This window comes from Streptomyces diacarni (assembly GCF_003323715.1).
In the GTDB taxonomy this organism is placed as follows: domain Bacteria; phylum Actinomycetota; class Actinomycetes; order Streptomycetales; family Streptomycetaceae; genus Streptomyces; species Streptomyces diacarni.
Genome location: NZ_QOIN01000043.1, coordinates 79,639 through 103,665 on the forward strand (window position 1 = coordinate 79,639; position 24,027 = coordinate 103,665).

Genomic DNA, 24,027 nt, shown 5'->3' on the forward strand with positions numbered 1-24,027 from the left:
CGGCGACCGCGGCACGGCCGCACTCGGGACGGCCTGGGGCGCGGTGGGAACCGCCGGGGAACAAGGGCACGGACGGGGGCGTTGTGTACGCTTCCCCGGCAGCGCGCTCGGGTGTCCCGCATCGATCGATGTGATCGTTTCGTAGTCTGGACACCCAAGGGCGTACACCGTGCCACCAGGGGTACGGTTGCGTCGGTCTCACGCCCACGATTCCCGAGGAGCTCCGCGAAATCCCTCATGACTGCTGACCCGGACAAGGCTGAATTCGACCTTCTCTACGAGGACGCGAAAGCGGGCGTCGCCGAGGCGCGGCGGCGCGTGCTCGACGCCTCCGCCGACGGGCCCGACAGCGACCGGCTGGCCGAAGCGCTGGACGAGCTGGAAGCGGCGCTCGCCCACCGCGAAGCGGCCCGCCTGCGCACCCGCGACGACGCCTGGCTGCTGACCGCGCTCGGCGCGGCCAACGCCATCGATCCCGAGTTCCACGGCGACGCGGGACCGGGCCCCGAAGGGCCCGCCGACTGAGGCCTCCCGCCTCCCCGGCACCTCCCCCGCCAGGCAACCGGCGGCGGGCGCATGCCCCCGGCAATCGGCCCGTTGGCCGAGAAGCGCCGCCACGGGGCCCGGTCCCCCTGCGCGGTCTTGTGGGGTGCGCCCGGTAGCGGTTTCAGTGTGGTGAGCAGCTCACGTCCGGTACGCCACCACCACGTGGACCGAGGGGGCGGGCATGACCGTCATCGCGTCAGGGGAAGTGCGGGAACTGCTCACGGAGGAGGCGGCGCTGGCGCGGGTGCACGGCATCTGCTTCAAGACCGGGCCGCCGCGCCGGGTCGGCGTCGAACTCGAATGGCTGGTCCACCCCGTCGGCGGTTTCCCACCGGCACCGCGGACGGGAAGTGTGCGGCAGGCGGCCCCCGGACGTGAGCACGTCGGCGCGGCCGCGCTGGAAGCGGCGGTGTCCGAGTTGCGGGACCTGTCGCTGTCGTCGGTGGTGTCCCTGGAGCCCGGCGGGCAGGTCGAGTTCAGCTCTCGCCCGTCGGAGTCCCTCCCCGCGTGCATCGAGGCGGTCGGCGCCGACCTGACCGCTGCCCGGGAGCGGCTGGCCCGCCACGGCATGCGGCTGGTGGGCAGGGGCCTGGACGAGCGGCGCGGCCCCCGGCTGCTGGACGCCCCGCGCTATCGCGCGATGGAGGCCTTCTTCGACCGCACAGGACCGGCCGGGCGCACCATGATGCGCTCCTCGGCGTCCGTGCAGGTGTGTGTGGACGCGGGCGTCGCGGGGCGCGGGCCCTTCGGGCTCCGGCGGCGCTGGTTCCTCGCCCACGTGCTGGGGGCCGTACTGACGGCCGCCTTCGCCAACTCTCCGGTGCTGGAGGGCGACTGGGCGGGCTGGCGGTCGGGGCGCCAGGCCGTGTGGGCGGCCCTGGACGGCTACCGTAACCTCTCCCCTCCTCCGGTGAGCCGGGAGAACCCACGTTCCCTGTGGGCCCGGCACGCGCTGGACGCGCCGGTGCTGTGCGTGCGCTCGCGTGAGGGCCCGTGGACCGTGCCCGGGGACGGCATGACCTTCCGCCAGTGGATCGGCCACTGGTCGGGCCGCGGCCGGCGGCACGGCTCGCCCCCGGGTCCTGACGGTGCGGCTCTCAGACCGCCTGAACCGGCGGACCTCGACTACCACCTGACCACACTCTTCCCTCCGGTACGGCCCTGCGGCCACCTGGAACTGCGCATGATCGACGCCCAGTCGGGTGACGACGGCTGGATCGTGCCGCTGGCCGTGACGACCGCCCTGTTCGACGACGCCGTCGCCGCGCAGGCCGCCTTCCGGGCCGTACGGCCGCTGACCCACCTGTGCGCCGGCGCGCAGGCGCCACGCAACGCCCTGTGGGAGCGGGCGGCCAGGGACGGGCTGAGCGACCCCGGGCTGCACCGTGCTGCGGCCGCCTGCTTCGCCGCCGCTCTGGAAGCGCTGCCGCGGATGGGCGCGGACCGGAGCGTCGTCGCGGCCGTCGGCGACTTCACCGCCCGCTACGTGACCCGGGGCCGCTGCCCCGCCGACGACACCCTCGACGCGTGCGGCAGCGCGACCCCTGCCGCCGCTCCCCCATCCGCCGCGCCGTCCCGTCCCGGGGGCGACGCGGGAAAGGAGAGGTCCCGATGACCGCCGGCATCACGGAAGACGGCGCCGGGCTGCGCACGCGGGCGCTCGACGCGCTGGACGCGGCGCGCCGGCGCACCCTCGGCCTCGCCGACTGCGTCGAGGACGGAGAGCTGGCTGCACAGCACTCGCCGCTCATGTCGCCACTGGTGTGGGACATGGCGCACATCGCCAACCAGGAGGAGCAGTGGCTGCTGCGTGCCGCAGGCGGCCTGGACGCGCTCCGCCCCGAGATCGACTCCCTCTACGACGCCTTCGAGCACCCACGCGCCGACCGTCCGGCGCTGCCGCTGCTGCCGCCCGGCGAGGCGCGCGGCTATCTGACCCAGGTGCGCGGTCGCGCCCTCGACGTGCTGGACCAGGCGCGCTTCAGCGGGGCCGGCCGGCTGCTGCACGGCGGTTTCGCCTTCGGGATGATCGCCCAGCACGAGCAGCAGCACGCCGAGACGATGCTGATCACCCACCAGCTGCGGCGCGGCCCCGCCGCGCTGAGCGCTCCCGCTCCCCCGCCCGCGCCGTCCGACGTGGCGTCGCTGCCGTCGCAGGTGGCGATACCCGGCGGCCCGTTCACCATGGGCACCGACGACGAGCCGTGGGCGCTGGACAACGAGCGCCCGGCCCACCGCCGCGAAGTGGGGGCCTTCCACCTCGACACGCTGCCGGTCAGCAACGGCGCCTACCTGCGGTTCGTCGAGGACGGCGGCTACCACCAGGAGCGCTGGTGGCATCCGGCGGGCTGGGAGCAGGTGCGCCGCCACGGATGGCAGGCGCCGCTGTTCTGGCGCAGGGACGGCGCCGGCGGATGGTGGCGGCGCCGCTTCGGGGTGCCGGAGCCGGTGCCGGCGGACGAACCTGTACTCCACGTCAGCTGGTACGAGGCCGACGCGTACGCCAGGTGGGCGGGGCGGCGGCTGCCGACGGAGGCCGAGTGGGAGAAGGCGGCCCGTTTCGACCCGGCCACCTCCGGCAGCCGCCGCTTCCCGTGGGGCGCACAGCCGCCGGGCCCGCACCACGCCAATCTGGGCCAGCGCCACCTTCGGCCGGCGCCGGTGGGCAGCTACCCCGAGGGGGCCTCCGCGACGGGGGCGCGGCAGCTGCTGGGCGACGTGTGGGAGTGGACGTCGAGCGACTTCGGCCCCTATCCGGGCTTCGCCGCGTACCCCTACCGGGAGTACTCCGAGGTGTTCTTCGGACCCGCGTACAAGGTGCTGCGGGGCGGCGGTTTCGGGGTGGGCGCCGTGGTGGCGCGGGCGACGTTCCGCAACTGGGACCACCCGGTGCGCCGGCAGATCTTCTCCGGGTTCCGCACGGCCTGCGCGTCGGCCTGCCGGGAGTGCGGCTGATGTGCCGCCACCTTGCCTACGTGGGGCCCGCGCGCGCCCTGGGCGATCTCCTGGTGCGGCCCGAGTCCTCCCTGGTGCGCCAGTCGTGGGAGCCGCGCCGCCAGGGCCACGGAACGGTGAACGCGGACGGCTTCGGAGTCGGCTGGTACGCCGAGGGCGACCCCGTCCCGGCGCGGTACCGCCGCACCGGCCCGGTGTGGGCGGACGGCTCGTTCACCGACCTGTGCCGCGTGGTGCGTTCCGACGGCGTGCTGGCAGCGGTGCGGGACGCCACGGACGGCTGCGCCGGCGGGGAGGCGGCCGTCGCCCCGTTCGGCGCGGGCAACTGGCTCTTCAGCCACAACGGTGCGGTCACCGACTGGCCCGCCTCGGTCGCCGACGTGGCCGCACGCACGCTGAGCACGCGGGAGCTGCTCGACGTGGAGGCGCGCACCGATGCCGCGCTGGCCTGGGCGCTGGTACTGCACCGGTTGCGCTGCGGCGCCTCGCTCGCCGCGGCCGTGGCCCAGGTGGCCGCCGCGCTGACACGGGCGGCACCCGGATCGCGGCTGAACTTCCTGCTCACCGACGGGCGCGCCGTGGCAGGGACGGCGGTGGGCGAGTCGCTGTGGGTGCGCTCGCGGCCGCGGGGATCGCTGACGGTGGCCTCGGAGCCGTACGACACGGATCAAGGCTGGCGGCAGGTGCCCGAGGGGTGCGTCGTCGCAGGGGACGCCGCACACGCGGAAATTCTTGGCTTGGAGGATCTGTGAACATCCCCCGTTTCTCCCTCACCCGCAGCCTGCCGCCCGGGGCCACCTCGGCGGCGCTGGCGGCCGACGTGGCCCGGGGCCTGTCGCGCGTGCCCAAGGAGCTGCCGCCGCGGTGGTTCTACGACACGCGGGGCAGCGAACTGTTCGAGGAGATCACCGGCCTGCCCGAGTACTACCCGACCCGGGCCGAACAGGAGATCCTCACGCGGCACGCCGGAGACATCGCCCGCCTGTCCGGGGCGGGTGCCCTGGTGGAGCTGGGGTCGGGCTCGTCGGCCAAGACGCGGCTGCTGCTGGACGCGCTGCCCGAGCGGCTGGTGTACGTGCCGGTGGACGTCAGCCCCTCGGCCCTGGAGGCGGCCGGGCGCGCGCTGCTGGCCGAGCGCCCGGCACTGAGGGTGCACGCCATGGTCGCCGACTTCCTGTCCGGGCTCCCGCTGCCGGCCTCGCCCGCCCCCCGTCTGGTGGCCTTCCTGGGCGGCACAGTCGGCAATCTCCTGCCGGCCGAACGCGCCCGTTTCCTCACCTGGCTGCGCACCTCGCTGGCCCCTGGCGACGCGCTGTTGCTGGGCACCGATCTGGTCAAGGAACCCGCGGTGCTGGTGGCCGCCTACGACGACGCGCGGGGCGTGACCGCCGAGTTCAACAAGAACGTCCTGCGGGTGCTGGCCCGCGAGCTGGACGCGGACTGCGATCCGGCCGACTTCGACCATGTCGCGGTATGGGACGCTGAGCGCGAGTGGATCGAGATGCGGTTGCGTGCCCGTGCGGCGCTGAGCGTGAAGGTACCTGCGCTCGACGCGAGCTTCGACTTCCATGCGGGTGAGGAGCTGCGCACCGAGGTGTCGGCCAAATTCCGTCCCGAGGGGCTGCGGGCCGAACTCGCGGGCTGCGGCTGGCGCCTGGAGCGGATGTGGACGGACACCCGGAGCCGTTTCGCGCTGAGTCTCGCGTTCCCGGCGCCGTGAAGTGGCCGCGCCCGGTGCGGGACCGACCCGGGCGCGGCCGTCGTCACGTCCACGGGGCCTCGTCCTCGGCGCTGTCCGTCAGCGGCATCTCGGCCCAGATCGTCTTGCCGTGCGGCCCGTAGCGGGTGCCCCAGTGCTGGGCGAGCTGGGCGATCAGGAACAGGCCGCGACCGCCCTCGTCCACCGTGGTGGCACGGCGCAGATGGGGTGCGGTGCTGCTGCTGTCGGACACCTCGCAGGTCAGGTACCGGTCGCAGAGCAGTCGCACGGTGATGGGAGGTGCCCCGTAGCGGACGGCGTTGGTGATCAGCTCACTGAGGACGAGTTCCGCGGTGAAGGCGGTCTCCTGAAGCCCCCATGCGGTCATCTGGTCCATGCAGGCCGACCGCACCCGGCCGACCGCCTCGGGGTCGCTGGGCACCTCCCACTCGGCGACGCGGTCGGGCGGCAGCCTGCGGGTCACGGCGACGAGCAGCGCGATGTCGTCCCTGCCGGTGTGCGACCTGCCGGGCAGCAGCGCCTCCAGGAGGGCGCCGCACGTCTCGTCCGGGTCGCGGCCCGTGCGGGCGACCGCCTCCAGCAGCGTCTCCAGCCGCTCGTCGAGGTCGCGGCCGCGCGAGCGGATCAGGCCGTCGGTGTAGAGGACCAGCCGGCTGCCTTCGGGGACCGTCAGGGTACGCGTCTCGAACGGTGAGGTGCCCAGTCCGAGGGGGAGGTTGGCCGGCACGTCCAGGTACGCGGTCGTGCCGTCGGGCCGGGCCAGCGCGGGCGGCGGGTGGCCGGCTCCGGCGAGGTGGCACTGGCCGGTGGCCGGCTCGTACAGGACGTAGAGCACGGTGGCGCCGGTGACCGTCTCGGTCTCCGGGCCGCGGGTGGGGTCCTGGTCGATGCGGACCACCAGCTCGTCCAGGTGGGCGAGGAGTTCGTCGGGCGGCAGGTCGAGCGAGGAGAAGTTGTGCACGGCCGTCCGCAGCCGTCCCATGGTGGCGGCCGCGTGCAGCCCGTGTCCGACGACGTCGCCGACGACCAGTGCCACGCGGGCGCCGGGCAGCGGGAGGACGTCGAACCAGTCGCCGCCGACCCCGGCGGCCTGCGCGGGCACGAAGCGGTAGGCGGCGTCGACCGCGTTCTGTTCCGGCAGCCCGCCCGGCAGCAGGCTGCGCTGCAGGGTGACGGCCATACCGTGTTCGCGGGCGTACCGCCGCGCGTTGTCCACGCAGACGGCCGTACGGGCGACCAGTTCCTGCGCGGAGGCGAGGTCCTCGGGCTGGTAGGGCCGCTGGTCGCGGCGCCAGAAGCTGGCCAGTCCCAGAACGGTGCCCCTGGCCCGCAGCGGCACGGTGATCCGCGAGTGGAAGCCCGCGGACAGGATGTGCGCGGCGCCTTCGGGGTCGACCCTGCGCCACTCGGTGGCGGCGGCCAGGTCGGGTTCGAAGACGGGTGCGACCTCGACCGTGCCGCCCGTCGCGCGGAAGGCCACCGGCGGGATGCGCGGCCTGCTGCCCAGAGGCTGCAACGGGTGGTCGCCGACGGCCGAGCGCAGGGCGACGCGCCGCACGGTGGCGGTGGTGGGGTCGGGCAACGGCTCCTCGCCCTCGATCACCGGATCGAGCAGGTCGACGCTCACCACGTCGGCGAACCGGTCCACAGCGACCTCGGCGAGCTCCTCGGCGGTGCGCTCCACGTCGAGAGTCGTGCCGACGTGCAGCCCCGCCGTGTAGAGCAGTTCGAGACGCTCGGCGGCGACTTCGGCCTGCCCTGCCACGTCCCGCAGCTCGGTGGTGTCCCGCAGGGTGGTGACGGTGCCGCTCGGGTCGCCGTCCCCGCCGGTGGTGCGCTGGTTGACGGCCAGCAGCCGTTCGCCGACGGGGTGCACCTCGTCGGTGGCCGTACGGCCCGAGACCAGCAGCGCTCCGACGCCGGACGGCAGGCGCAGCGCGCCGATGCGCTGCCCCTGCGCGCCCGCGGGCAGCCCAAGGAGCCGGAGGGCCTCGTCGTTGGCCAGGAGCAGCCGCCGGTCGGCGTCGAGCACGAGGACGCCCTCGCGGACCGCGTGCAGGACCGCGTCGTGGTGCTCGTACATCCGGGTCACCTCGGTCGGTCCGAGGCCGCGTGTCTGCCGTTTGAGCCGCCTGCTGATCAGCCCCGCGCCCGCGGCGGCCGGCAGGAGCGCGCCGACGGCGCCGACACCGACCCAGGGCAGTTCCCCATCGAGCCGGTCGGCGACGGTGGCCAGGTCGACGCCCGCGGTGACGAGGCCGACCACCTTGCGGTCCGAGTCCCGTACGGGCGCGACCGCTCGCACGGAGTCCGTGGGCTCGCCGCGGAAGTGTTCGAGGTAGGTCTCACCGGCCAGTGCCCGGCTGAAGTCCCCCGCGGCGCGCCTGCCGATCAGTGCGGTGAGGGGGTCGGAGAGGCGCACGCCGTCGTCGTCGAGCACCGCCACGAAGTCGATGCCGCACGCGTCGCGGGCCCGCAGGCTCACGGGTTGCAGTGCGGCCGTCGGCCGGGCGGAACGCAGGGCCGCGGCGGTGGAGGGTGCGGCCGCCAAAGTGCCGGCGCATGCCAGTGACCGGTCGCGGGCGCTGCGCACGTCGGCGGCGCGGGCCTGCCAGGCGAGGAGGGCGGCGCCTGCCATCACGAGCAGCAGGACGATCGCCAGCTGCAGGGCGAACACCTGGGCCGCGACGCTGCGTCCCGCGAACCGTGCTCCGCGCTCCCCTGGCTCGGGGGCCCGTCGCCACCCGTGCCACCGCCTCAGCCGTCTTCGCCACTCCCGCGCCATAGAGCATGGTCTACCGCCCTTTGCGCGCGTTTTCGCGGACGCGCCTCCCGGGCAGCGGGCGACGCACCTCGCGTGGGTGCGCCTCCTCGGGCACCGGAGCGGTGGGCGACACTCAGTGTTACTGTACCTACTGGTATGTACAGTCAGCAGAGAGGACACGCCGTGCCCTTCGTCCGGATCGATGCCCTGCGGGCCGACGCCGACCGACTCGACGCACTCGGCCGCGCTGTGCACGAGGCCCTGGTGGAGACGCTCGGCATCCCACCCGACGACAGGTTCCAGGTACTCGTCGGCCACGACGGCTCCACCAGCACCCTGCGCCACGACACCTACTGGGGGATCCAGCGGGACGACGGCATCGTCTACATCGCCGTCACCATGCGCGCCGGGCGCACACCGGAGAGCAAACAGGCGCTGTACCGGCGCATCGCCGAGTTGGCGCACACCTACGCCGGCACCGAGCCGCGCAACATCTTCGTCACCGTGACCGAGAACGCCTCCGCCGACTGGTCGTTGGGGAACGGCGTGGCGCAGTACCTCGCCTCCGACGAGGCCGGCGGGGTGCCCGGGGCGGCCGATGGCAGCTGAGCGCCCATCCGGCGCAGATCACGGATCGATTGCTTCGGCCCGCACCCATTGACCTGGCCGCCGGTGGAGTTCTAGGTTCCCGCCATCGATAGGAAACTTTCCTAACGAACCCGCCGCCCGTGCACCGTCGCCCGGGCGGCCCGCACGGACGGGGCTCCACCTTGGCCACCACACACGCCGACTCCAGCGGCATACCCGGCACCCCGGGAGCGCCCGGGACCCCGGGAACGCCACGCGTGCTGCGGGCGATGAACGACCGGGCCGCGCTCGACCTGCTCGTCGCCCACGGGGCACTGACCCGCACCCGGATCAGCGAACTGACCGGCCTGTCGAAGCCGACCGCCTCCCAGCTCCTCAACCGGCTCACGGAGACGGGGCTCGTGCGGACCAGGAACGAGGAGCGCGGCAAACCCGGCCCCAACGCGCTGCTGTACGAGATCGATCCCGCCGCCGCACACGTCGCCGCGCTGTCGGCCGACCCCTGGGGCATCTCGGCCGTGGTCTCCGACATCACGGGCACGGTCGTCGGCCGCGCACGCGTCGAGGCCGACTCGGTGGCCGACCACGTGCGCCACCGCACGGCGCAGTTGGTCAAGGAGGCCGTCGACGGCGCGCTGGCGGACGCGGGCCCCGGCACCCGAGAGCCGCACACCACCGTCATCGGCACACCCGGCGCCATCGACCCGCACTCCGGCGAGCTGCGCTACGCGCCCCACCTGCCCGGTTGGCACTCGAGGACCCTGCGCGCCGAACTGGCCGAAGTACTCGGCGCCCCCGTCACGATCGAGAACGACGTCAACCTCGCTGCCATGGCCGAACAGCACGAGGGTGCCGCCCAGGACCACGACAATTTCGCGCTGGTCTGGGTGGACAACGGCACGGGCGCGGCCATCGTCGTGGACGGCGCACTGCTGCGCGGTGCGACGGGCGGCGCGGGCGAGATCGGCTACATGCCGCTGCCCGGGGCGCCGTTGGCCCGGGGCGGCCCAGGCGAGTACGCGACGGCGCGGGCGGGCGGCGGCTTCCAGAGCCTCGTCTCCGTCTCGGCCGTCCGCGAACTCGCGGGGGACGGGCCACTCGCCGACGCGCTGACCGACCCGTCCGTGCGCGAGGAGACCGCACGTCGGCTGGCGGCCGGGATCGCCGCCGTCGTCGCCGTCGTCGACCCCGAACTCGTCGTCCTGTCGGGAGCGGTGCCGCAGACGGGCGGCGAAGAACTGCGCGCGCTGGTCGAGCAGGAGCTGACCGGGCTCGCGCTGCCCCGCCCGCTGCTGCGGCTGAGCGATCTGGACGGCGACCCGATTCTCACCGGAGCGCTGCTGTCCGCCCTGGCACAGGCACGCGAGCAGGTGTTCGACACCGCCTGACGGCGGTCACCGCGCCCCTCCGCTCACGCCCTGCGGCCACCCACCACGCACCGCCCTCCCGCCGGTGCGTCCCCGCTTCCCCACCCAGGCCCCACCCCACCCTGCCCTGAAGGAGTTCTCATGCCGCCTCCGCGTCCGCGCGCCTGGCCGGCCGTGCTGCTCGCCACCGGGCTGCTGCTGTCCGGCTGCGCCAACCCCAGCGTCGGCAGCGCCGACGACGATCCGCACGCGCCCGTCACGCTCAAGTTCTGGCACGGCTGGTCCGAGCCCGGCGAGGTCAAGGCGATCGACAAGAGCATCCAGCGCTTCGAGAAGCTGCACCCCAACATCCACGTCGAGACCACGGGCAACGTCAGCGACGCCACCGTCAACCAGGCGCTGCGGGCCGGCGGCGACAAGGCACCGGACGTGGTGTCCTCCTTCACCACGAACAACGTCGGCCAGTACTGCGACTCGGGGATGTGGGTCGGCCTCGACCCCTTTCTGAAGAAGAGCGGTGTCGACAAGAAGAAGGTCTTCCCCTCCACGCTGCTGGACTACACGCAGTACGAGGGCACCCAGTGCGCGCTGCCGCTGCTGGCCGACGCCTTCGGGCTCTACTACAACAAGGACGCCTTCGCGAAGGCCGGTATCGACCGTCCGCCGCGGACCATGTCGGAGTTCGCCGAAACCGCGGCCAAGCTCACCGAGCGCGACGGCGACCGGGTCGAGCGGGCCGGCTTCATGCCCAACTTCCGCCTGTACCAGAACAGCCCGGACCGGATGTTCGCCCAGTGGGGCCCTCGCTACTTCGACGAGGACGGCAAGGCCCGCCTCGCGAAGGAACCGCTCACGCGGCAGTTCTACCGCACGATGAAGAAGCTCTCCGACGCGCAGGGCGGTTACCCGGCACTGGAGCGGCTGCGACAGAGCTTCGGCGACGAGATGTCCCGGCAGAGCGGGTTCATGACCGGCAAGCTGGCGATGCACCTGGACGGCGAGTGGCGCGGCCTGATGCTCAAGGAGGACAAGCCCGACTTCGACTGGGGCGTGGCGCCGCTGCCGGTGCCCGACGACCAGGCCGACACCTACGGACGCGGCTACCTGACCGGCACGGTCGCCGGGATCGCCCACAGCAGCACGCATCAGAACGCGGCGTGGGAATTGCTGAAGTTCCTGACCACCGACACCGAACAGGTGGTGTCCTTCGCCAACGCGATCCACAACGTGCCCTCCACCAAGGCGGCCCTCGCCTCCCCGAAGCTGGACGCCGACCCGGCCTTCCGCACGTTCCTGCGGATCGCGAAGAACCCGCACAGCCAGGCGCTGCCGCCCTCGACGACCGGCGGCATGTACGTGACGGCCTTCCAGGACTTCTCCTACTCGGTGGAGGCGGGAAAGGTCGACGACGTGGACGCGGGGCTGCGCGAACTCGACCGGCAGATCGACGCCGACACCCTCCAGGCCAAGAACTAGGAGCGCGGCCATGGCACTCTCCCTCTCCTCCGGCACCAGGCCGGACACGCCCGGCACCGCCGCCCCGGCCCCCGACGCGTGGCTGCGCCGCAAGAAGAGGCGCGACAGGCTCCGCACGATCGGCTTCCTGTCACCCTGGCTCGTGGGGTTCTCGGTCTTCTTCGGCTATCCGCTGGCCGCCACCGTCTACTTCTCCTTCATGCACTACAACCAGATCAAGCAGCCCGAGTTCGTGGGACTGCGCAACTGGTCGTACGTCTTCACGCAGATGCCGCTGTTCGGCCCGGCGCTGTGGAACACGCTGTGGCTGGTCGTGGTGATGGTCGCGCTGCGGGTGGTCTTCGGCGTCGGCATCGGGCTGCTGGTGACCAAGCTCAAGAGCGGTGTGGGCTTCTTCCGTACCGCCTTCTACGTGCCCTACCTGGCTCCGCCCGTGGCCGCGACCGTGGCCTTCGTCTTCCTGCTCAACCCGGCGACCGGACCCGTCAACGAGATCCTGGCGGCGGTCGGCATCGACGGGCCGAACTGGTTCAACGACCCGAACTGGGCCAAACCGTCGCTGGTGATGCTCTCGCTGTGGGGCATCGGCGACCTCATGGTGATCTTCATGGCCGCGCTGCTGGACGTGCCCAAGGAACAGTACGAGGCGGCCGAGCTGGACGGCGCGGGAGCACTGACGAAGTTCCGCTTCGTCACCTGGCCGAACATCACGCCGATCGTGATGTTCGCGGTGGTGACCGGTGTCGTGCAGACGATGCAGTACTACACGCAGGCGCTCGTGGCGGGAAAACTGGCCTCCGGCGTCACCATCGGCCCCGGCACGGTCATCCAGCCCGGCTACCCCGACCACTCGACGATCACCGTGCCGCAGCTCGTGTACCAGCTGGGCTTCCAGAACTTCAACACCGGGGCCGCCTGCGTGCTCTCCCTGGTGCTGTTCGCCATCGCGATGGCCGTGACCATGCTGCTCATGCGCCGCAAGAGCGGCCTGCTGTCGGCGGAGGACTGATCAGATGACGACCCCGACCACTCCGGCGGCCACGCTGCCGTCCGCTGCGGCCCAGCCCTCGCGGGCGGCCCGCACCCCCTCCCCCGGCCCCACCGCGGCGAGCCGCAGGGCACGCCGCAAGCGCGTACTGCACTGGATCGCCGTGCACTGTGTCGCCGTCGCGCTCGCGCTGGCCTTCGTGCTGCCGTTCGTCTTCATCCTGCTGACCTCGGTGATGGGCGACGGGCAGGCCATGAGCGGCGAGCTGTGGCCCGCCTCGTGGCACTGGGAGAACTACGCGAAGGTCTTCCGCACCCCCGGCTTCCTCGACTGGTGGCGCAACTCGCTGATGTACGCGCTGCTGGGGACGCTGTTCACCGTGTGCTCGTCCCTCCCCGTGGCCTACGCGCTGGCGAAGTTCCGCTTCCGCGGCCGGCGGACGGCCATGCTGCTGGTGATCTCCACGATGATGCTGCCGCCGCAGGTGATCGTGGTCCCGATGTACCTGGTGTGGGCGCAGCAGTTCCACCTGTCGGGATCGCTGTGGCCGTTGATCATCCCCATGGCGTTCGGCGACGCGTACTCGATCTTCCTGCTGCGGCAGTTCCTGCTGACGATCCCCAAGGAGTACATGGAGTCGGCCCGGATCGACGGCTGCGGCGAGGTGCGCACCCTGCTGCGCGTCGTCGTCCCGATGGCCAAGCCCGGCATCGCCGCCGTCGCGCTGTTCCAGTTCTTCTACTGCTGGAACGACTACTTCGGGCCCCAGATCTACGCGGCCCAGAACCCGGGCGCCTGGACGCTCAGTTACGGGCTCGAATCGTTCAAGTCCGCGCACAGTGTGGACTGGAACCTGACGATGGCGGCCACCTTGCTGGTCATGGCGCCGGTCATCATCGTCTTCTTCTTCGCACAGAAGGCCTTCGTCGAAGGCGTCACCCTCACCGGAGTAAAGGGCTGAGACACACATGAAGCTCGCAGTGGTCGGCGGAGGCTCGACCTACACCCCCGAACTCATCGACGGCTTCGCGCGGTTGCGCGACGTTCTCCCCATCGACGAGCTCGTCCTGATCGACCCGGCAGCCGACCGGCTGGAGCTGGTCGGCGGCCTGGCCCGGCGCATCTTCACCAAGCAGGGCCACCCCGGCACCGTCACCACCACGGCCGACCTGGACGCCGGCGTGGACGGCGCGGACGCCGTGCTGCTCCAGCTGCGCGTCGGCGGACAGGCGGCCCGCGACCGGGACGAGACCTGGCCGCTGGAGTGCGGCTGCGTCGGCCAGGAGACCACCGGCGCCGGCGGCCTCGCCAAGGCGCTGCGCACCGTGCCCGTCGTCCTCGACATCGCCGAGCGGGTCCGCCGCAGCAACCCGGACGCCTGGATCATCGACTTCACCAACCCCGTCGGCATCGTCACCCGCGCGCTGCTCACCGCCGGACACAAGGCCGTCGGCCTGTGCAACGTGGCGATCGGCTTCCAGCGCAAGTTCGCCAAGCTGCTCGAGGTCTCCCCCGCCGAGATCCACCTCGACCACGTCGGCCTCAACCACCTCACCTGGGAGCTGGGCGTGCGGCTCGGTGGCCCCGACGGCACGGACGTGCTGCCGAAGCTGCTGTCCGAACACGGCGACGCCGTCGCCGACGACCTGCACATGCCCCGCACCCTCGTCGACCGCCTCGGCGTCGTCCCTTCCTACTACCTGCGCTACTACTACGCGCACGACGAGGTGGTGCGCGCCCAGCGCCAGAAGCCCACCCGGGCCGCCGAGGTCGCGGCACTGGAGAAGCAACTGCTCGAGATGTACGCCGACCCGGCGCTCGACACCAAACCCGAACTGCTCTCCCGCCGCGGCGGCGCCTACTACTCCGAGGCCGCCGTCGACCTGGCCGCCTCGCTGATGCGCGAGGGCGGCAGCACCCACCAGGCGGTCAACACCCTGAACAACGGCACCCTGCCCTTCCTCCCCGACGACGCGGTCATCGAGACCCAGGCCCGCATCGACCGGGACGGCGCACACCCGCTGCCGGTACCCGCCCTCGACCCGCAGTTCACCGGCCTGATCGCGCACGTCACCGCGTACGAGGACCTCGCCCTCGGCGCGGCGCTGCACGGCGGCCGCGACCGCGTCTTCAAGGCGCTGCTCGCCCACCCCCTCATCGGCCAGATCGAGTACGCCGAGCAGCTGACCGACCAGCTCCTCGCGCACAACAAGGAGCACCTGGCGTGGGCCTGAGCCAACCGCGGACCGCACTCGGGACCGAGGCCACCGCGTCGCGCCCGCGGGCCGAGGGGCCGGCCCCAGCCGTCCTGGCCATCGACGCGGGCAACAGCAAGACCGACGCTGCTCTCCTCGGCGCCGACGGCAGCGTCCTGGGCACGGCACGCGGCGGCGGCTTCCGCCCCTCGGCCGTCGGCGTACGCACCGCCGTCGACGTGCTGGCCGACGCGGTGTCGCGGGCACGGCGGGCCGCCGCCGGCCCCCACCCGCTGCCCGCCGTGGAGCAGGTGATGGCCTGCCTGGCCAACGCCGACCTGCCCGTCGAGGAGGAGCAGTTGGCGGCCGCGCTCGCCGAACGCGGCTGGGGCAAGGACGTCACCGTGCACAACGACACCTTCGCCGTGCTGCGCGCCGGGCTCGACGCGCGGCACGGTGACGCCGCACCGTGCGGTGTGGCCGTCGTGTGCGGCGCGGGGATCAACTGTGCCGGAATGCTGCCGGACGGACGTACCGCGCGCTTCCCCGCACTCGGCCGGCTCTCGGGCGACTGGGGCGGCGGGGGCGGACTCGCCGACGAGGCACTGTGGCACGCCGCCCGCGCCGAGGACGGCCGCGGCGCGGCCACCGTGCTGGCGACCGCGCTGCCCGGTCACTTCCAGCTGGCCTCCATGTACGCACTGATCGAGGCCCTGCACCTGGGACACATCCCGTACGCGCGGCGACTCGAGCTGACTCCGGTCCTGTTCGAGGCGGCCGACGGCGGAGACGCCGTGGCCTCTTCCCTGGTGGCGCGTATGGCGGAGGAGGTCGTCACGATGGCGACGGTGGCACTGCGCCGGCTGGAGCTGCTGGACGCGGACGTGCCCGTGCTGCTGGGTGGAGGGGTGCTGGCCGCAGCTCACCCCCTCCTCAACGACCGGATCGGCGAGCTGCTCGCCAGGCGCGCCCCGCGCGCCGTGCCCCGCGTCGTGCACGCCCGTCCCGTCCTGGGCGCGGCGCTTCTCGGCCTCGACGCCCTGGGCGCACCGCTGGAAGCACACGCGAGGGCGCGCCGCCACTTCGAACACGGTCGGGACGGAGGAGGTCACCCCACGGGCGAGAAATTGCACTGACGCAAAACTGGCATGCAGTTAACTTTTCGGGGAGGGTGACCTGGCCGAGGCACCCGCGCACACCGCCGACCGGGACCCGAAAGGGGCACTATGACACCGCACGAGGCCTCACAAGGCCACGGCCCGCACCAGGCCGCCGTGGACCGTGCGAACGCCGCCCTGCAGACGCACACCCTGACCGAGGGGTGGCGGGACAGCCCCAGCCAGACCTTGGGCCGCGTCCTGGCCGACCTGCTGCACTGGTGCGACGACACGCAACGGGACTTCGACGCCGCCCTGGCCCGCGCCCGACGGCAACATGCCGCCGAAGGCAACGGCAGCCCTGGCCGACCGCCGGAGTCGGGCGGCGGCGAGTCACCGTGAGCAGCGGACGGTAGCGGCTCACAGGCCCGCGGGGGCGGGGCACTTCGCGGCCCCACCCCCGCGGCCCCAGGTGTCAGCGTCCGCCGCCTGAGCCGACGACGCCACCCAGCAGCTCGTCCAGCACCGTGCCGGCGACCTGCAACGTCGCCTGCTCGCGCGGGGTCAGCTCATCGGGCTGGTCCTGCGGCGCGTCAGCGGCCGCTGCGGACCCGGCGGCGAGGACGGTCGCCGCGAACAGGGTGACCAGGGTGAGGGCCGAGCGACGGAACATGCACACTCCTGCGGTACGTGACGAACGGGTGCGCTTCCCACCCTTGGTGCGGCAGCCACGTGCGCGGGGACGGCTGGCCCGGGCTCCTGCGAACGGACCACCCACGCCACCCTTGCGGCCGCCCGACAGCCACAGGGGGCGGCACTCTCAGTGGTCGACGCCTCCCAGCAGGTGCTCCATCCGCTCCTCCAGGAGCCGCACCGCACCGGGCTGCCGGCCCGGGACCCGGCGCCGGAGGACGACGAGCTCCGGCACCAGCTCACGAGCGGCCTCCACGTTCTCCACGCGCAGCCGCTCCCACTGGTGGTGAGCCCTGTCGACAGCGCCCTCCACCTCGGACGAGTCGTCCGGCTCCCCCTGCTCCAGCCGACCGCGAGCCACCCACATCCACAACTCGCAGCTGCGCGCCGGAGCCCCGGCCAAGCGTGCCAGGTCGGCGCGGACCTCGACCCAATGCAAGACGCCCTCCGAGCCGGGGCCTTCGGTCTGCTCGGCGGTCCGCTGCCAGGCCACGGCGATCCCTTCTGCCTCCTCGTGGCGGCCGGCCCGCGCGGCGGTCATGATCGCTCCGTGCGGATCCTCCCCGCCCTGGGCCGAGGAAGCGGCAGCAACCTCCGCGGGGGGAGGGACCGAGACCGGTGCGTGCGGGTGCACCGCCTCGGACGGTGCACCGGAGGCGGTGTCCACGTCCGGCGCGGTGGGCGGAGAGGTTCCTTCCGTCCCTTCCGGGACGAAGGGCGGAGTCTCCGCGTTCGGCTCGAAGGCAGGAGAATCCGCTTCAGGCGGCGCGAACGGCTGGAGGTCCGCGGGCCGCTGTGCTTCCCCAGGCCGCGATGCGTACATGGGCTGCTCGGCGTCCGCAGGCCGCGGTACGTCCGTGAGGTGTTGTGCGACCTGTTCCGAACGCGGCGGCGGCTGCGAACCGTTCGCCGACTGCGGTGGGGTGGGCTCGGTCGGGACGGGCGCGGCGCCGGGTGTCCACGGCGGGAGGCCCTCTTGCGCGTGCGGAGCCCAGCCGTTCTGCGCGGAGGGCTGCCAGGACTGATACCCGTTCTCCGCACTCCCCATGGGGGCGGCCGCACTGCCCGTGGGGGCGGCCGGTTCGGCTGTCGCCGAGGCCACGAAGACGGCCTGGAGTTCCTCCGTCGCATGGGAGGCGGAAGCGGCCCGTTCGTGCAGCTCGGCGAAGGGCATACGGCCACCCGCCCGCCACATGCGTACGCACTCCTGGAGGTAGGTGGGTTCCGTCGGAACTGCGCCGCCCCTCAGGCGCCGCCACTTCGACTCCCGGCCGTGCCGCACGACGCGCCCGAACACACCGACCCCGGGAGCATCCGGCAACCCGCCGGCCCTGACGGTCTCCCACGCGTCGGCTTCGGCCGCCACGTCCAGCAGCACGGTCGTCGAACCAGCGGGGCGTATCGCCAACTCCCCTATCAGCCACTCCCACGGCAGCCCGCTGTAGCGCACCGCTGCCGACCCCTGGCCGGGAGCTCCCAGACCGATGTGCAGTCCTCCCTTGCGGGGGTCCTTGCGCAGCTCGCCCACGATCAGCACCAGCAGCCGGCCCGAAACCCCCGCGACCAGGCGGACGCGGGCCAGCACCATCTGCGGGTCCACCGGGCCGACCAGCTCGACGACGTCCACGCCGCCCCGTGCGGCGCCGCCGCCGTGTCCGGCCGCACCGGCCAGGACCCCGCCCCACGAGACGCCGCCCAGGCCGGCCACCACCACGCCGACGTCCATCAGCCCTCCGCCGACGCCCGCCACCACCAGCACGCCGTCACCCGCGGCCTCGGAGCCCACACCCGGTACCGACACCAAAACCCCCCACACACCAAAACCTGTAGAACACGGACAGTTAGCAGCCGATGACACCGACGGACGGCGGAGCCCCGGACCTTGCCGACAGCAACCTCCAAACCTTCGGCAACGGACTCCAATTCAACACGACGCGCTGCGCCTGAGCGATCCGGACGGCCCTGCGGACCGACCGGGGGCCGCCGCGGACGGGGCCGTGCACGACCGCCGGAGTGGATTCGGACGCCGCACCGGTTCGCCACCCCATCGGGTGAATTCTGCCGGGAGGCCCGCCCGGACAGCTCTCCGGGCCAGGGTGACGAAGAATCACGAGCAACGAAAGGAAGGCTACTCGGTACGATCAGATTCTCTCTCATGTTCACCTCTTACGCTCACATACGAAAAGAAGCGGGAACCATTTCACCGCACTGACGCGTTGCCCCACTGTGGGCGGGACGCGCAGACGCCCCGTGCAATTGCCGATGAATTTGCACACGGCATCCACTCATGGCGGACGACCTGCCCGGACCTGTAGCTTCCGGCGGAAGGGGGACCGCGACGGAGGGGATGGGAGGGGAAGAGAACGTTGAGCGTTCGGATGCCCTCGCCGTGCGAACAACGCGGCTCAGCGGAATCCGCTGCCGGTAAGTGCGCGAACACGCAATCCGCCCGGCAGTGGAACGGCCCGGAGACCCGGCCTGAGGAAGGCTGCGGCGTGCCGGTGGAGTTCGCCGCTTTCTGCGCGCTGTACCGGACCCGGTATCTGCAGTACGCGCACAGCCGCTTGGCGGACCGGCCAACAGCGGACATCGCGGTGCGTACGGTGTTCGCCCAGCTGGCGGAGCAGTGGGACCAGGCGCTGCGCAGCCCGCACACCAACGCCTATGCCTGGCGTCTGCTCAACCGGCACATCAGCGCCCTCGAGGAGCCGGCAGACGAGACCGGAGGGGAAGCAGCGCGCCCGAAGGCACACGGGGCCGGCCGCTCGCTCCTGCCCGACCACACCAACGAGACCCGCATCCTCCACCAGGACCTGGGCATTCCGTTCGTGGAGGCCACCGAGATGATGGGACACGCCTCCCCGCGACCGCGCTGAGCCGCGGTGCCCCCGGCTGCCCGCTCCTTCACGACACTCTCCTCCGCCGCTGCGCCCGAATGCGCCCGTGCGCTCCCGTACGCGGGGACGGCGGCGGGAAGTTTCTCCGCGATGAGCGAGGAACGGGGAGCGCCCCCCCGTGGGTGAGGGCGGCATCCCCACGAGCGAGGGGGTGAGCGATGCACGGTTCCGCCACGGTCGCTTGGTTACTGGCGGCTCTCTGCGCGGTGACGGGTGTCTCGTGCGTGCTGCGTGCACGCGGAGCCGACCACCGGCAGCGTGCCGACGCGGGCGGCGAGGCAGCGATGGGCTTCGGCATGGCGGTCATGGCCGTTCCCCTGCTGTGGAGCGCGGCACCCACGGTGAGCGCCCTTCTGGCGTGGGGTTTCACCGCGGTCTTCGGCGCGCTGCTGGCACACGGCGCGTGGCTGGCGACGTCCGGCAGGCGCGGGGGCAGGGCCCGCCGGAGGAAGTCCCGGCGGCGAGAGGGAGGGGCGGACCGGGGCGGGGCCTGGTTCGCGCACGGCGGTCCGCGCCGGCACGTGCACCATCTGGTCGGCGGAGCGGCCATGTTGTACATGTCGCTGGCCATGGCCCTCGGCACGGCGGGCGCGTCGGGCACCGCCCATGAGGGCTCTCACTCCGCCCACTCCGCGCCCGGTGGTGTGCCCGTCGTCACGGGGCTGCTGCTGGGCTACTTCGCGGTGTACGCGCTCTGGACGGCCGCGCGGCTGATGCCTGTCGCGGCGGACCGGATGGCCGCGGGGGTGGCCGGCGGAAGCACGAGCGCTGCCGTGGGCGCGCCCGCCGCCCCCCTGATGCGCCAGGCGGGGATCGCCGCGGGGTGCAGGCTGGCGATGGCCACGGGGATGTTCGCCATGCTGATCACGCTGTGATGAGTGAGCCATGCTGATCGCGCTGTAACGAGTGAAACGCGGCCGCACAGTGAGCCGCGTCACTTCTGCACTGTCGGGCGTATCACTGTCTCGTAACGGCCTCTTAGGCTGAGCGGCATGACGGTCCCGCTCGCGTTGATGGTGCTCGCCCTGCTCGCCGCGGGCTTGGCACCGCGCGTACTGACCCGCTCCTCCTGGCCCGACCGTGAGCCCGTGCTCGCCCTGTGGGCGTGGCAGTGCCTGGTGGGTGCGGTGCTGTTGTGCTGCGGGCTGGCGATGGCGCTCTCGGGTGCCGCCGCCTTCGCGGTGGTGCGCAGCCATGTCTTCGCCGGGGCCCCCGACGGGGTGGTGCGGGTGTACACGTCCAGTGCGTACGCGCCGTGGGCGGGAGCGCTGTGCCTGTTGCTCGCCTGCGGGGGTGCGTGGACCGGCGCCATGCTGCTGCGGGAGATCAGGGACGCGCGGACGAGGCGCCGCAAGCGCCGCGCGGAGCTGCGCGAGCGCGTGCCGCGGCTGCCGGGTGAGTCCGCGACCTCCAGCGAACGGCTGGTCGTGCTGGAGGAGGAGAGGCCGGACGCGTGGTGGCTGCCGGGTTCCACACCGCAGTTGGTCATCACCAGCGCTGCGCTGCGGCGGCTCAAGGGGCGGCAGTTGGACGCCGTGCTCGAACACGAGCAGGGGCACGCGCGGGCCCGCCACGACTGGCTTCTGCACTGCTCGTCCGCGCTGGCCACCGGGTTCTCCCGAGTGCCGGTGTTCGCCTCTTTCCGCGATCAGGTGCACCGCCTGGTGGAACTGGCCGCCGACGACGCCGCCTCCCGCCGATACGGCCGGCTGACCATCGCGCTGGCGCTCGTGGAGCTCAACGAGGGCCGGGGAGTCTTCGGTCCCTGTCCGACACCGGTCGCCATGGTGCCGCAGCGGGTTCACCGGCTGCTGACGGCCGCTCCCCGGCTGCCGGTCAGCCGCAGGGTGCGGATGACCGCCGTGGCCTCGCTCGTGCCTGTCGTGCCGCTGCTCGTCGCCTTCGTCCCCGGCCTCTCGGCGCTGCGCTGATCCCCGTCTCCCTCCGGGTTCTCCGGCTGGCCCCCTGGCTGCGGCCGCTGGTGGGCCGGTTCGGGGCGGGAAGGGGAGGGACGCGCCGGGGACTTGCTACGCGGCCGGTGACAGGCGCGATGATCGGCGCATGCGTGGTCCGATCCGACGAAGCCCTCCCGGCGTCTGGCAGGCCGCAGTGGCGGCCGTGCTGGGAGCCGCCGCCGTCCTGCTGATCGTCCTGGCTCTGCTGCCGTGGCAGCCGCTCGCCGCCCTCGACACGGATGTGGCCTCCACGCTGCACACGGCGGCGCTCGAGAGCCCGGGGCTCACCCGTGCCAACCGGGTGCTGACCGACTGGGTGTGGGACCCGTGGGCCTTCCGGCTGCTGGTGGCCGTCGTGGTGGTGTGGCTGCTGTGGCGCGGAGAGCGCGCGTTGGGCTGGTGGCTGGCCGGCACCGTGCTGGTCGGTTCCGGGCTCCAGCAGGGCCTGAAGGCGGCGCTGGCGAGGGAGAGGCCCCAGTGGCGCGAACCGGTCGACTCCGCGCACTACGCCGCCATGCCGTCGGGGCACGCGATGACCGCCGCGCTGGTGTGCGTGGTGCTGCTGTGGCTCTGGCGCGAGCGGGGGCTGTCCGCCGGTGGGGCGTGGTGGCGTTCCGCGGCGGTGGTCGCGTGCGTGTCCGTCGTCGGGGTGGCGTTCACCCGCGTGTGGCTGGGCGTGCACTGGCTGACGGACACTCTCGTGGGCGTCCTGCTCGGTACGGCGCTGGGGCTGGCCTCAGCGGCCGCGTGGGCGGCCCTGCACGCCGGAGAGAGCCGGCGAGAGACTGCCCGCCCTCTCGGCCGGTAGCGCACCACGGGAGCCGTAGCGCACCACGGCAACGGTGGAAGAGGGTTTCAGGGCTTCCTGGCGACGCCTCCGACGTTGTCGACCTCGTCGGGTTCGCCGAACGGAAGGGCCTCGGGACGCCACCGGGTGACGGAGACGAGTCCGGGTTCGAGGATGTCGAGCCCGTCGAAGAAGCGGCCGATCTGGTCCCGGGAGCGATTGACGCGGGGGTTGTCGCTGGTGCGGTTCCACTCGCGCACCATCGCGCGGACCGCTTCGGGATTGACGACCTCGGCCGAGTCGCTGAAGACCAGGTGACTTCCGGACGGAAGGGCGTCCAGCAGGCGGGCGACCACCTCGTAGGCGCTCTCGTCGGTGATGTGGGCGGCGACACCGAGCAGTATCAGGGCGACGGGCCGCTCGAAGTCGAGGGTGGCGGCGGCTCCGCTCACAATCGCGTCGGGCTCGCGCAGGTCCGCGTCGATGTAGTGGGTGACGCCCTCGGGCGTGCTGGTCAGCAGGGCACGGGCGTGGGTGAGGACCAGAGGGTCGTGGTCGACGTAGACGATCCGCGCCTCGGGCGCGACACGCTGGGCGACCTCGTGGGTGTTGTCGACCGTGGGCAGCCCGGTGCCGACGTCGAGGAACTGCCGGATGCCGACGTCGCCCGCCAGATGCCTGACCGCACGGCACAGAAAGGCGCGCTGCGCCCGTGCGGTGGTCACGATCCCGGGGTTGCTGCGGGCGATCTCGTCACCGACCTGGCGGTCGATGTCGTAGTGGTCCTTGCCGCCGAGCCAGTAGTTCCAGATCCGCGCCGAATGCGGCAGCGTGTCGTCGATCTCTTCCGAGTCGGGCCCCAGGCGGTCCGCCATCGCTCTCCCCTGCTCTCCGCGCATGCGCTGACGCTGTGTGCGCACTAACGTACCCCTGCCCGGGAGTTCGAGTGCCGCACGGAGAAGCGACGTCCTGTTTCAGCTGGTTGACGTCGATATCGGGGCGATCCCCCGCGTCGCCCCGATATCGACTGCTGCGCCGGACCTCCCCGCACGAGGGGCGCGGACATCCGAAGACTCACTGAGTATATTGGCTGCCAGCCAGCCAACGCAGGAGTTACAGGATGTCCCCTCGGAGCGCATCGGTCAATGAGGAGTTGCGACGACGTTCGCGCGAACGCCTGCTGCAGGCGACCGTCGAGCTCGTCGCCGAACACGGTTACGAGGCGACGACACTGGGTGCGATCGCCGACCGCGCGGGCTCGGCACGCGGCCTGATTTCATACTATTTCCCGGGCAAGCGCCAGTTGTTCCAGTCCGCCGTGCACCGGCTGATGCACCTGACGCTGGCCGAGGCCCTGGAGCGCGCGCCGCTGTCCGAGGAGCCGGGCAGCGGCGAGGAGGCGCTGGCCCGCGCCATCGACGCCATCATGGGGCTGGCACGTGACCACCCGGTGCTCATGCGCGCCCACATGGCAGGCATCCTCCAGCAGGAGGGGTTCGTCCAGTGCGACGAACAGCGGCGCCTCGCGGCCCTGCTGCGCACGGCGGTGGCCCGCTACGGATCCCCCGACCCGGACCGCGACTACCCACTGCTGCGCGCGAATCTCATGGGATCCGTCGTCGCGGCGCTTCTGCCGGGCGCTCCGATGCCGCTGGAGAGGCTGCGGGGAGAGCTGTTCACCCGGTACGGACTGGCCTGGGACCGTGGCACGCCGCCCGAGAACCCCGGTGAGCGGACGGACAGCGCCTCCTCCGCGGCTCTCATCCGTCAGGTGGGCCGTGTCTCACCATGCGGCCAAGAGCCGGCTTCCGGGCCGCCGCAGGGAACCGCGGATCAGCGGTAGGACGGACGGCACGGACGGCACGGCACGACAGCCGTCAGAGACCGCACCTGTGCCTGTGCCTGTGTCCGTGCTCGTGCTCGTGCTCGGCCTCGTCTGAGGCCGAGCGGAGCCCGCGCGGAAGCCCCGTTGCACCCGGACGGAAGCCCCGGTGAGCCC

Annotated in this window: 22 protein-coding genes; 18 read left to right on the top strand and 4 right to left on the bottom strand. The window is 72.6% G+C overall.

Going from position 1 to position 24,027, the window contains the following annotated elements; all coding sequences use genetic code 11:
- Nucleotides 1-237 precede the first annotated feature (237 nt).
- The 5 genes from DTL70_RS14425 to egtD all read left to right on the top strand — a co-directional run bounded on the left by DTL70_RS14425 (nt 238) and on the right by egtD (nt 5,221).
- Nucleotides 238-525 carry a hypothetical protein gene (locus DTL70_RS14425; RefSeq protein WP_245979368.1) on the top strand — a complete coding sequence of 96 codons (288 nt, stop codon included), beginning with the start codon at nt 238-240 and terminating at the stop codon, nt 523-525.
- A gap of 202 nt (nt 526-727) precedes the next feature.
- A complete protein-coding gene (gene egtA / locus DTL70_RS14430; protein WP_114022326.1) occupies nt 728-2,161 on the top strand; it encodes an ergothioneine biosynthesis glutamate--cysteine ligase EgtA in 1,434 nt (477 codons plus the stop codon).
- On the top strand, nt 2,158-3,501 hold the full coding sequence (egtB, locus tag DTL70_RS14435) for an ergothioneine biosynthesis protein EgtB (RefSeq protein ID WP_114022327.1): 1,344 nt from the start codon (nt 2,158-2,160) through the stop codon (nt 3,499-3,501). The genes egtA and egtB overlap by 4 nt, the downstream gene beginning before the upstream one ends.
- The gene (egtC, locus tag DTL70_RS14440) at nt 3,501-4,253 is read left to right on the top strand and encodes an ergothioneine biosynthesis protein EgtC (RefSeq protein ID WP_114022328.1); all 753 of its coding nucleotides are present in this window, start codon (nt 3,501-3,503) and stop codon (nt 4,251-4,253) included. The genes egtB and egtC overlap by 1 nt, the downstream gene beginning before the upstream one ends.
- 2 nt (nt 4,254-4,255) lie before the next feature.
- Nucleotides 4,256-5,221, top strand: coding sequence for an L-histidine N(alpha)-methyltransferase (gene egtD, locus DTL70_RS14445; RefSeq protein ID WP_114022570.1), 966 nt, complete (start codon nt 4,256-4,258; stop codon nt 5,219-5,221).
- 43 nt (nt 5,222-5,264) lie between these two features.
- On the opposite strand, the gene DTL70_RS14450 is transcribed toward egtD, so the two are convergent.
- Nucleotides 5,265-8,006 (bottom strand): SpoIIE family protein phosphatase, encoded by a 2,742-nt coding sequence (locus tag DTL70_RS14450; RefSeq protein WP_114022329.1) that lies wholly within the window; start codon nt 8,004-8,006, stop codon nt 5,265-5,267.
- 162 nt (nt 8,007-8,168) lie between these two features.
- Between DTL70_RS14450 and DTL70_RS14455 the strand changes: the two genes are divergently transcribed.
- The 8 genes from DTL70_RS14455 (at nt 8,169) to DTL70_RS14490 (ending at nt 16,098) form a co-directional block, all read left to right on the top strand.
- Nucleotides 8,169-8,594 (top strand): tautomerase family protein, encoded by a 426-nt coding sequence (locus DTL70_RS14455; protein WP_114022330.1) that lies wholly within the window; start codon nt 8,169-8,171, stop codon nt 8,592-8,594.
- A 248-nt stretch (nt 8,595-8,842) separates the two neighbouring features.
- Nucleotides 8,843-9,961: an ROK family transcriptional regulator gene (locus tag DTL70_RS14460; RefSeq protein WP_245979397.1), complete on the top strand. Its 1,119-nt coding sequence runs from the start codon at nt 8,843-8,845 to the stop codon at nt 9,959-9,961.
- 120 nt (nt 9,962-10,081) lie between these two features.
- A complete protein-coding gene (locus tag DTL70_RS14465; RefSeq protein WP_114022331.1) occupies nt 10,082-11,416 on the top strand; it encodes an ABC transporter substrate-binding protein in 1,335 nt (444 codons plus the stop codon).
- 10 nt (nt 11,417-11,426) lie between these two features.
- The gene (locus tag DTL70_RS14470) at nt 11,427-12,425 is read left to right on the top strand and encodes a carbohydrate ABC transporter permease (protein WP_181860930.1); all 999 of its coding nucleotides are present in this window, start codon (nt 11,427-11,429) and stop codon (nt 12,423-12,425) included.
- Nucleotides 12,426-12,429: 4 nt separating this feature from the next.
- Complete coding sequence (locus DTL70_RS14475; protein WP_114022332.1) at nt 12,430-13,365, top strand: carbohydrate ABC transporter permease; 936 nt, start codon at nt 12,430-12,432, stop codon at nt 13,363-13,365.
- Between the two features lie 7 nt (nt 13,366-13,372).
- Nucleotides 13,373-14,638, top strand: a complete 1,266-nt coding sequence (locus DTL70_RS14480; RefSeq protein ID WP_114022333.1) for a 6-phospho-beta-glucosidase — start codon at nt 13,373-13,375, stop codon at nt 14,636-14,638.
- Nucleotides 14,635-15,735 (top strand): N-acetylglucosamine kinase, encoded by a 1,101-nt coding sequence (locus DTL70_RS14485; protein ID WP_245979398.1) that lies wholly within the window; start codon nt 14,635-14,637, stop codon nt 15,733-15,735. Before DTL70_RS14480 ends, DTL70_RS14485 begins: the two co-directional genes overlap by 4 nt.
- A 90-nt stretch (nt 15,736-15,825) precedes the next feature.
- Nucleotides 15,826-16,098, top strand: a complete 273-nt coding sequence (locus tag DTL70_RS14490; RefSeq protein ID WP_114022335.1) for a hypothetical protein — start codon at nt 15,826-15,828, stop codon at nt 16,096-16,098.
- A gap of 73 nt (nt 16,099-16,171) precedes the next feature.
- Here the strand turns inward: DTL70_RS14490 and DTL70_RS14495 are convergent, their stop codons facing one another.
- Together DTL70_RS14495 and DTL70_RS34270 are read right to left on the bottom strand one after the other, a co-directional pair.
- Complete coding sequence (locus DTL70_RS14495; protein ID WP_114022336.1) at nt 16,172-16,369, bottom strand: hypothetical protein; 198 nt, start codon at nt 16,367-16,369, stop codon at nt 16,172-16,174.
- Nucleotides 16,370-16,516: 147 nt separating this feature from the next.
- Nucleotides 16,517-18,190: a hypothetical protein gene (locus tag DTL70_RS34270; protein ID WP_245979369.1), complete on the bottom strand. Its 1,674-nt coding sequence runs from the start codon at nt 18,188-18,190 to the stop codon at nt 16,517-16,519.
- Nucleotides 18,191-18,884: 694 nt separating this feature from the next.
- Here DTL70_RS34270 and DTL70_RS14505 point away from each other — a divergent pair.
- From DTL70_RS14505 to DTL70_RS14520, 4 genes are all read left to right on the top strand, one after another.
- The gene (locus tag DTL70_RS14505; protein WP_245979370.1) at nt 18,885-19,265 is read left to right on the top strand and encodes a hypothetical protein; all 381 of its coding nucleotides are present in this window, start codon (nt 18,885-18,887) and stop codon (nt 19,263-19,265) included.
- Between the two features lie 245 nt (nt 19,266-19,510).
- Nucleotides 19,511-20,161 carry a DUF5134 domain-containing protein gene (locus DTL70_RS14510; RefSeq protein ID WP_342776491.1) on the top strand — a complete coding sequence of 217 codons (651 nt, stop codon included), beginning with the start codon at nt 19,511-19,513 and terminating at the stop codon, nt 20,159-20,161.
- Nucleotides 20,162-20,278: 117 nt separating this feature from the next.
- Nucleotides 20,279-21,217, top strand: coding sequence for a M56 family metallopeptidase (locus DTL70_RS14515; RefSeq protein ID WP_114022338.1), 939 nt, complete (start codon nt 20,279-20,281; stop codon nt 21,215-21,217).
- A gap of 130 nt (nt 21,218-21,347) precedes the next feature.
- Entirely contained in the window at nt 21,348-22,049 is a 702-nt protein-coding gene (locus DTL70_RS14520; protein ID WP_114022339.1) for a phosphatase PAP2 family protein, read from the top strand.
- A gap of 47 nt (nt 22,050-22,096) precedes the next feature.
- On the opposite strand, the gene DTL70_RS14525 is transcribed toward DTL70_RS14520, so the two are convergent.
- Nucleotides 22,097-22,903, bottom strand: coding sequence for an SAM-dependent methyltransferase (locus DTL70_RS14525; protein WP_114022340.1), 807 nt, complete (start codon nt 22,901-22,903; stop codon nt 22,097-22,099).
- A 245-nt stretch (nt 22,904-23,148) separates the two neighbouring features.
- Here DTL70_RS14525 and DTL70_RS14530 point away from each other — a divergent pair, with 245 nt between their 5' ends.
- The gene (locus tag DTL70_RS14530; RefSeq protein ID WP_114022341.1) at nt 23,149-23,871 is read left to right on the top strand and encodes a TetR/AcrR family transcriptional regulator; all 723 of its coding nucleotides are present in this window, start codon (nt 23,149-23,151) and stop codon (nt 23,869-23,871) included.
- The last annotated feature ends 156 nt before the right edge of the window (nt 23,872-24,027 follow it).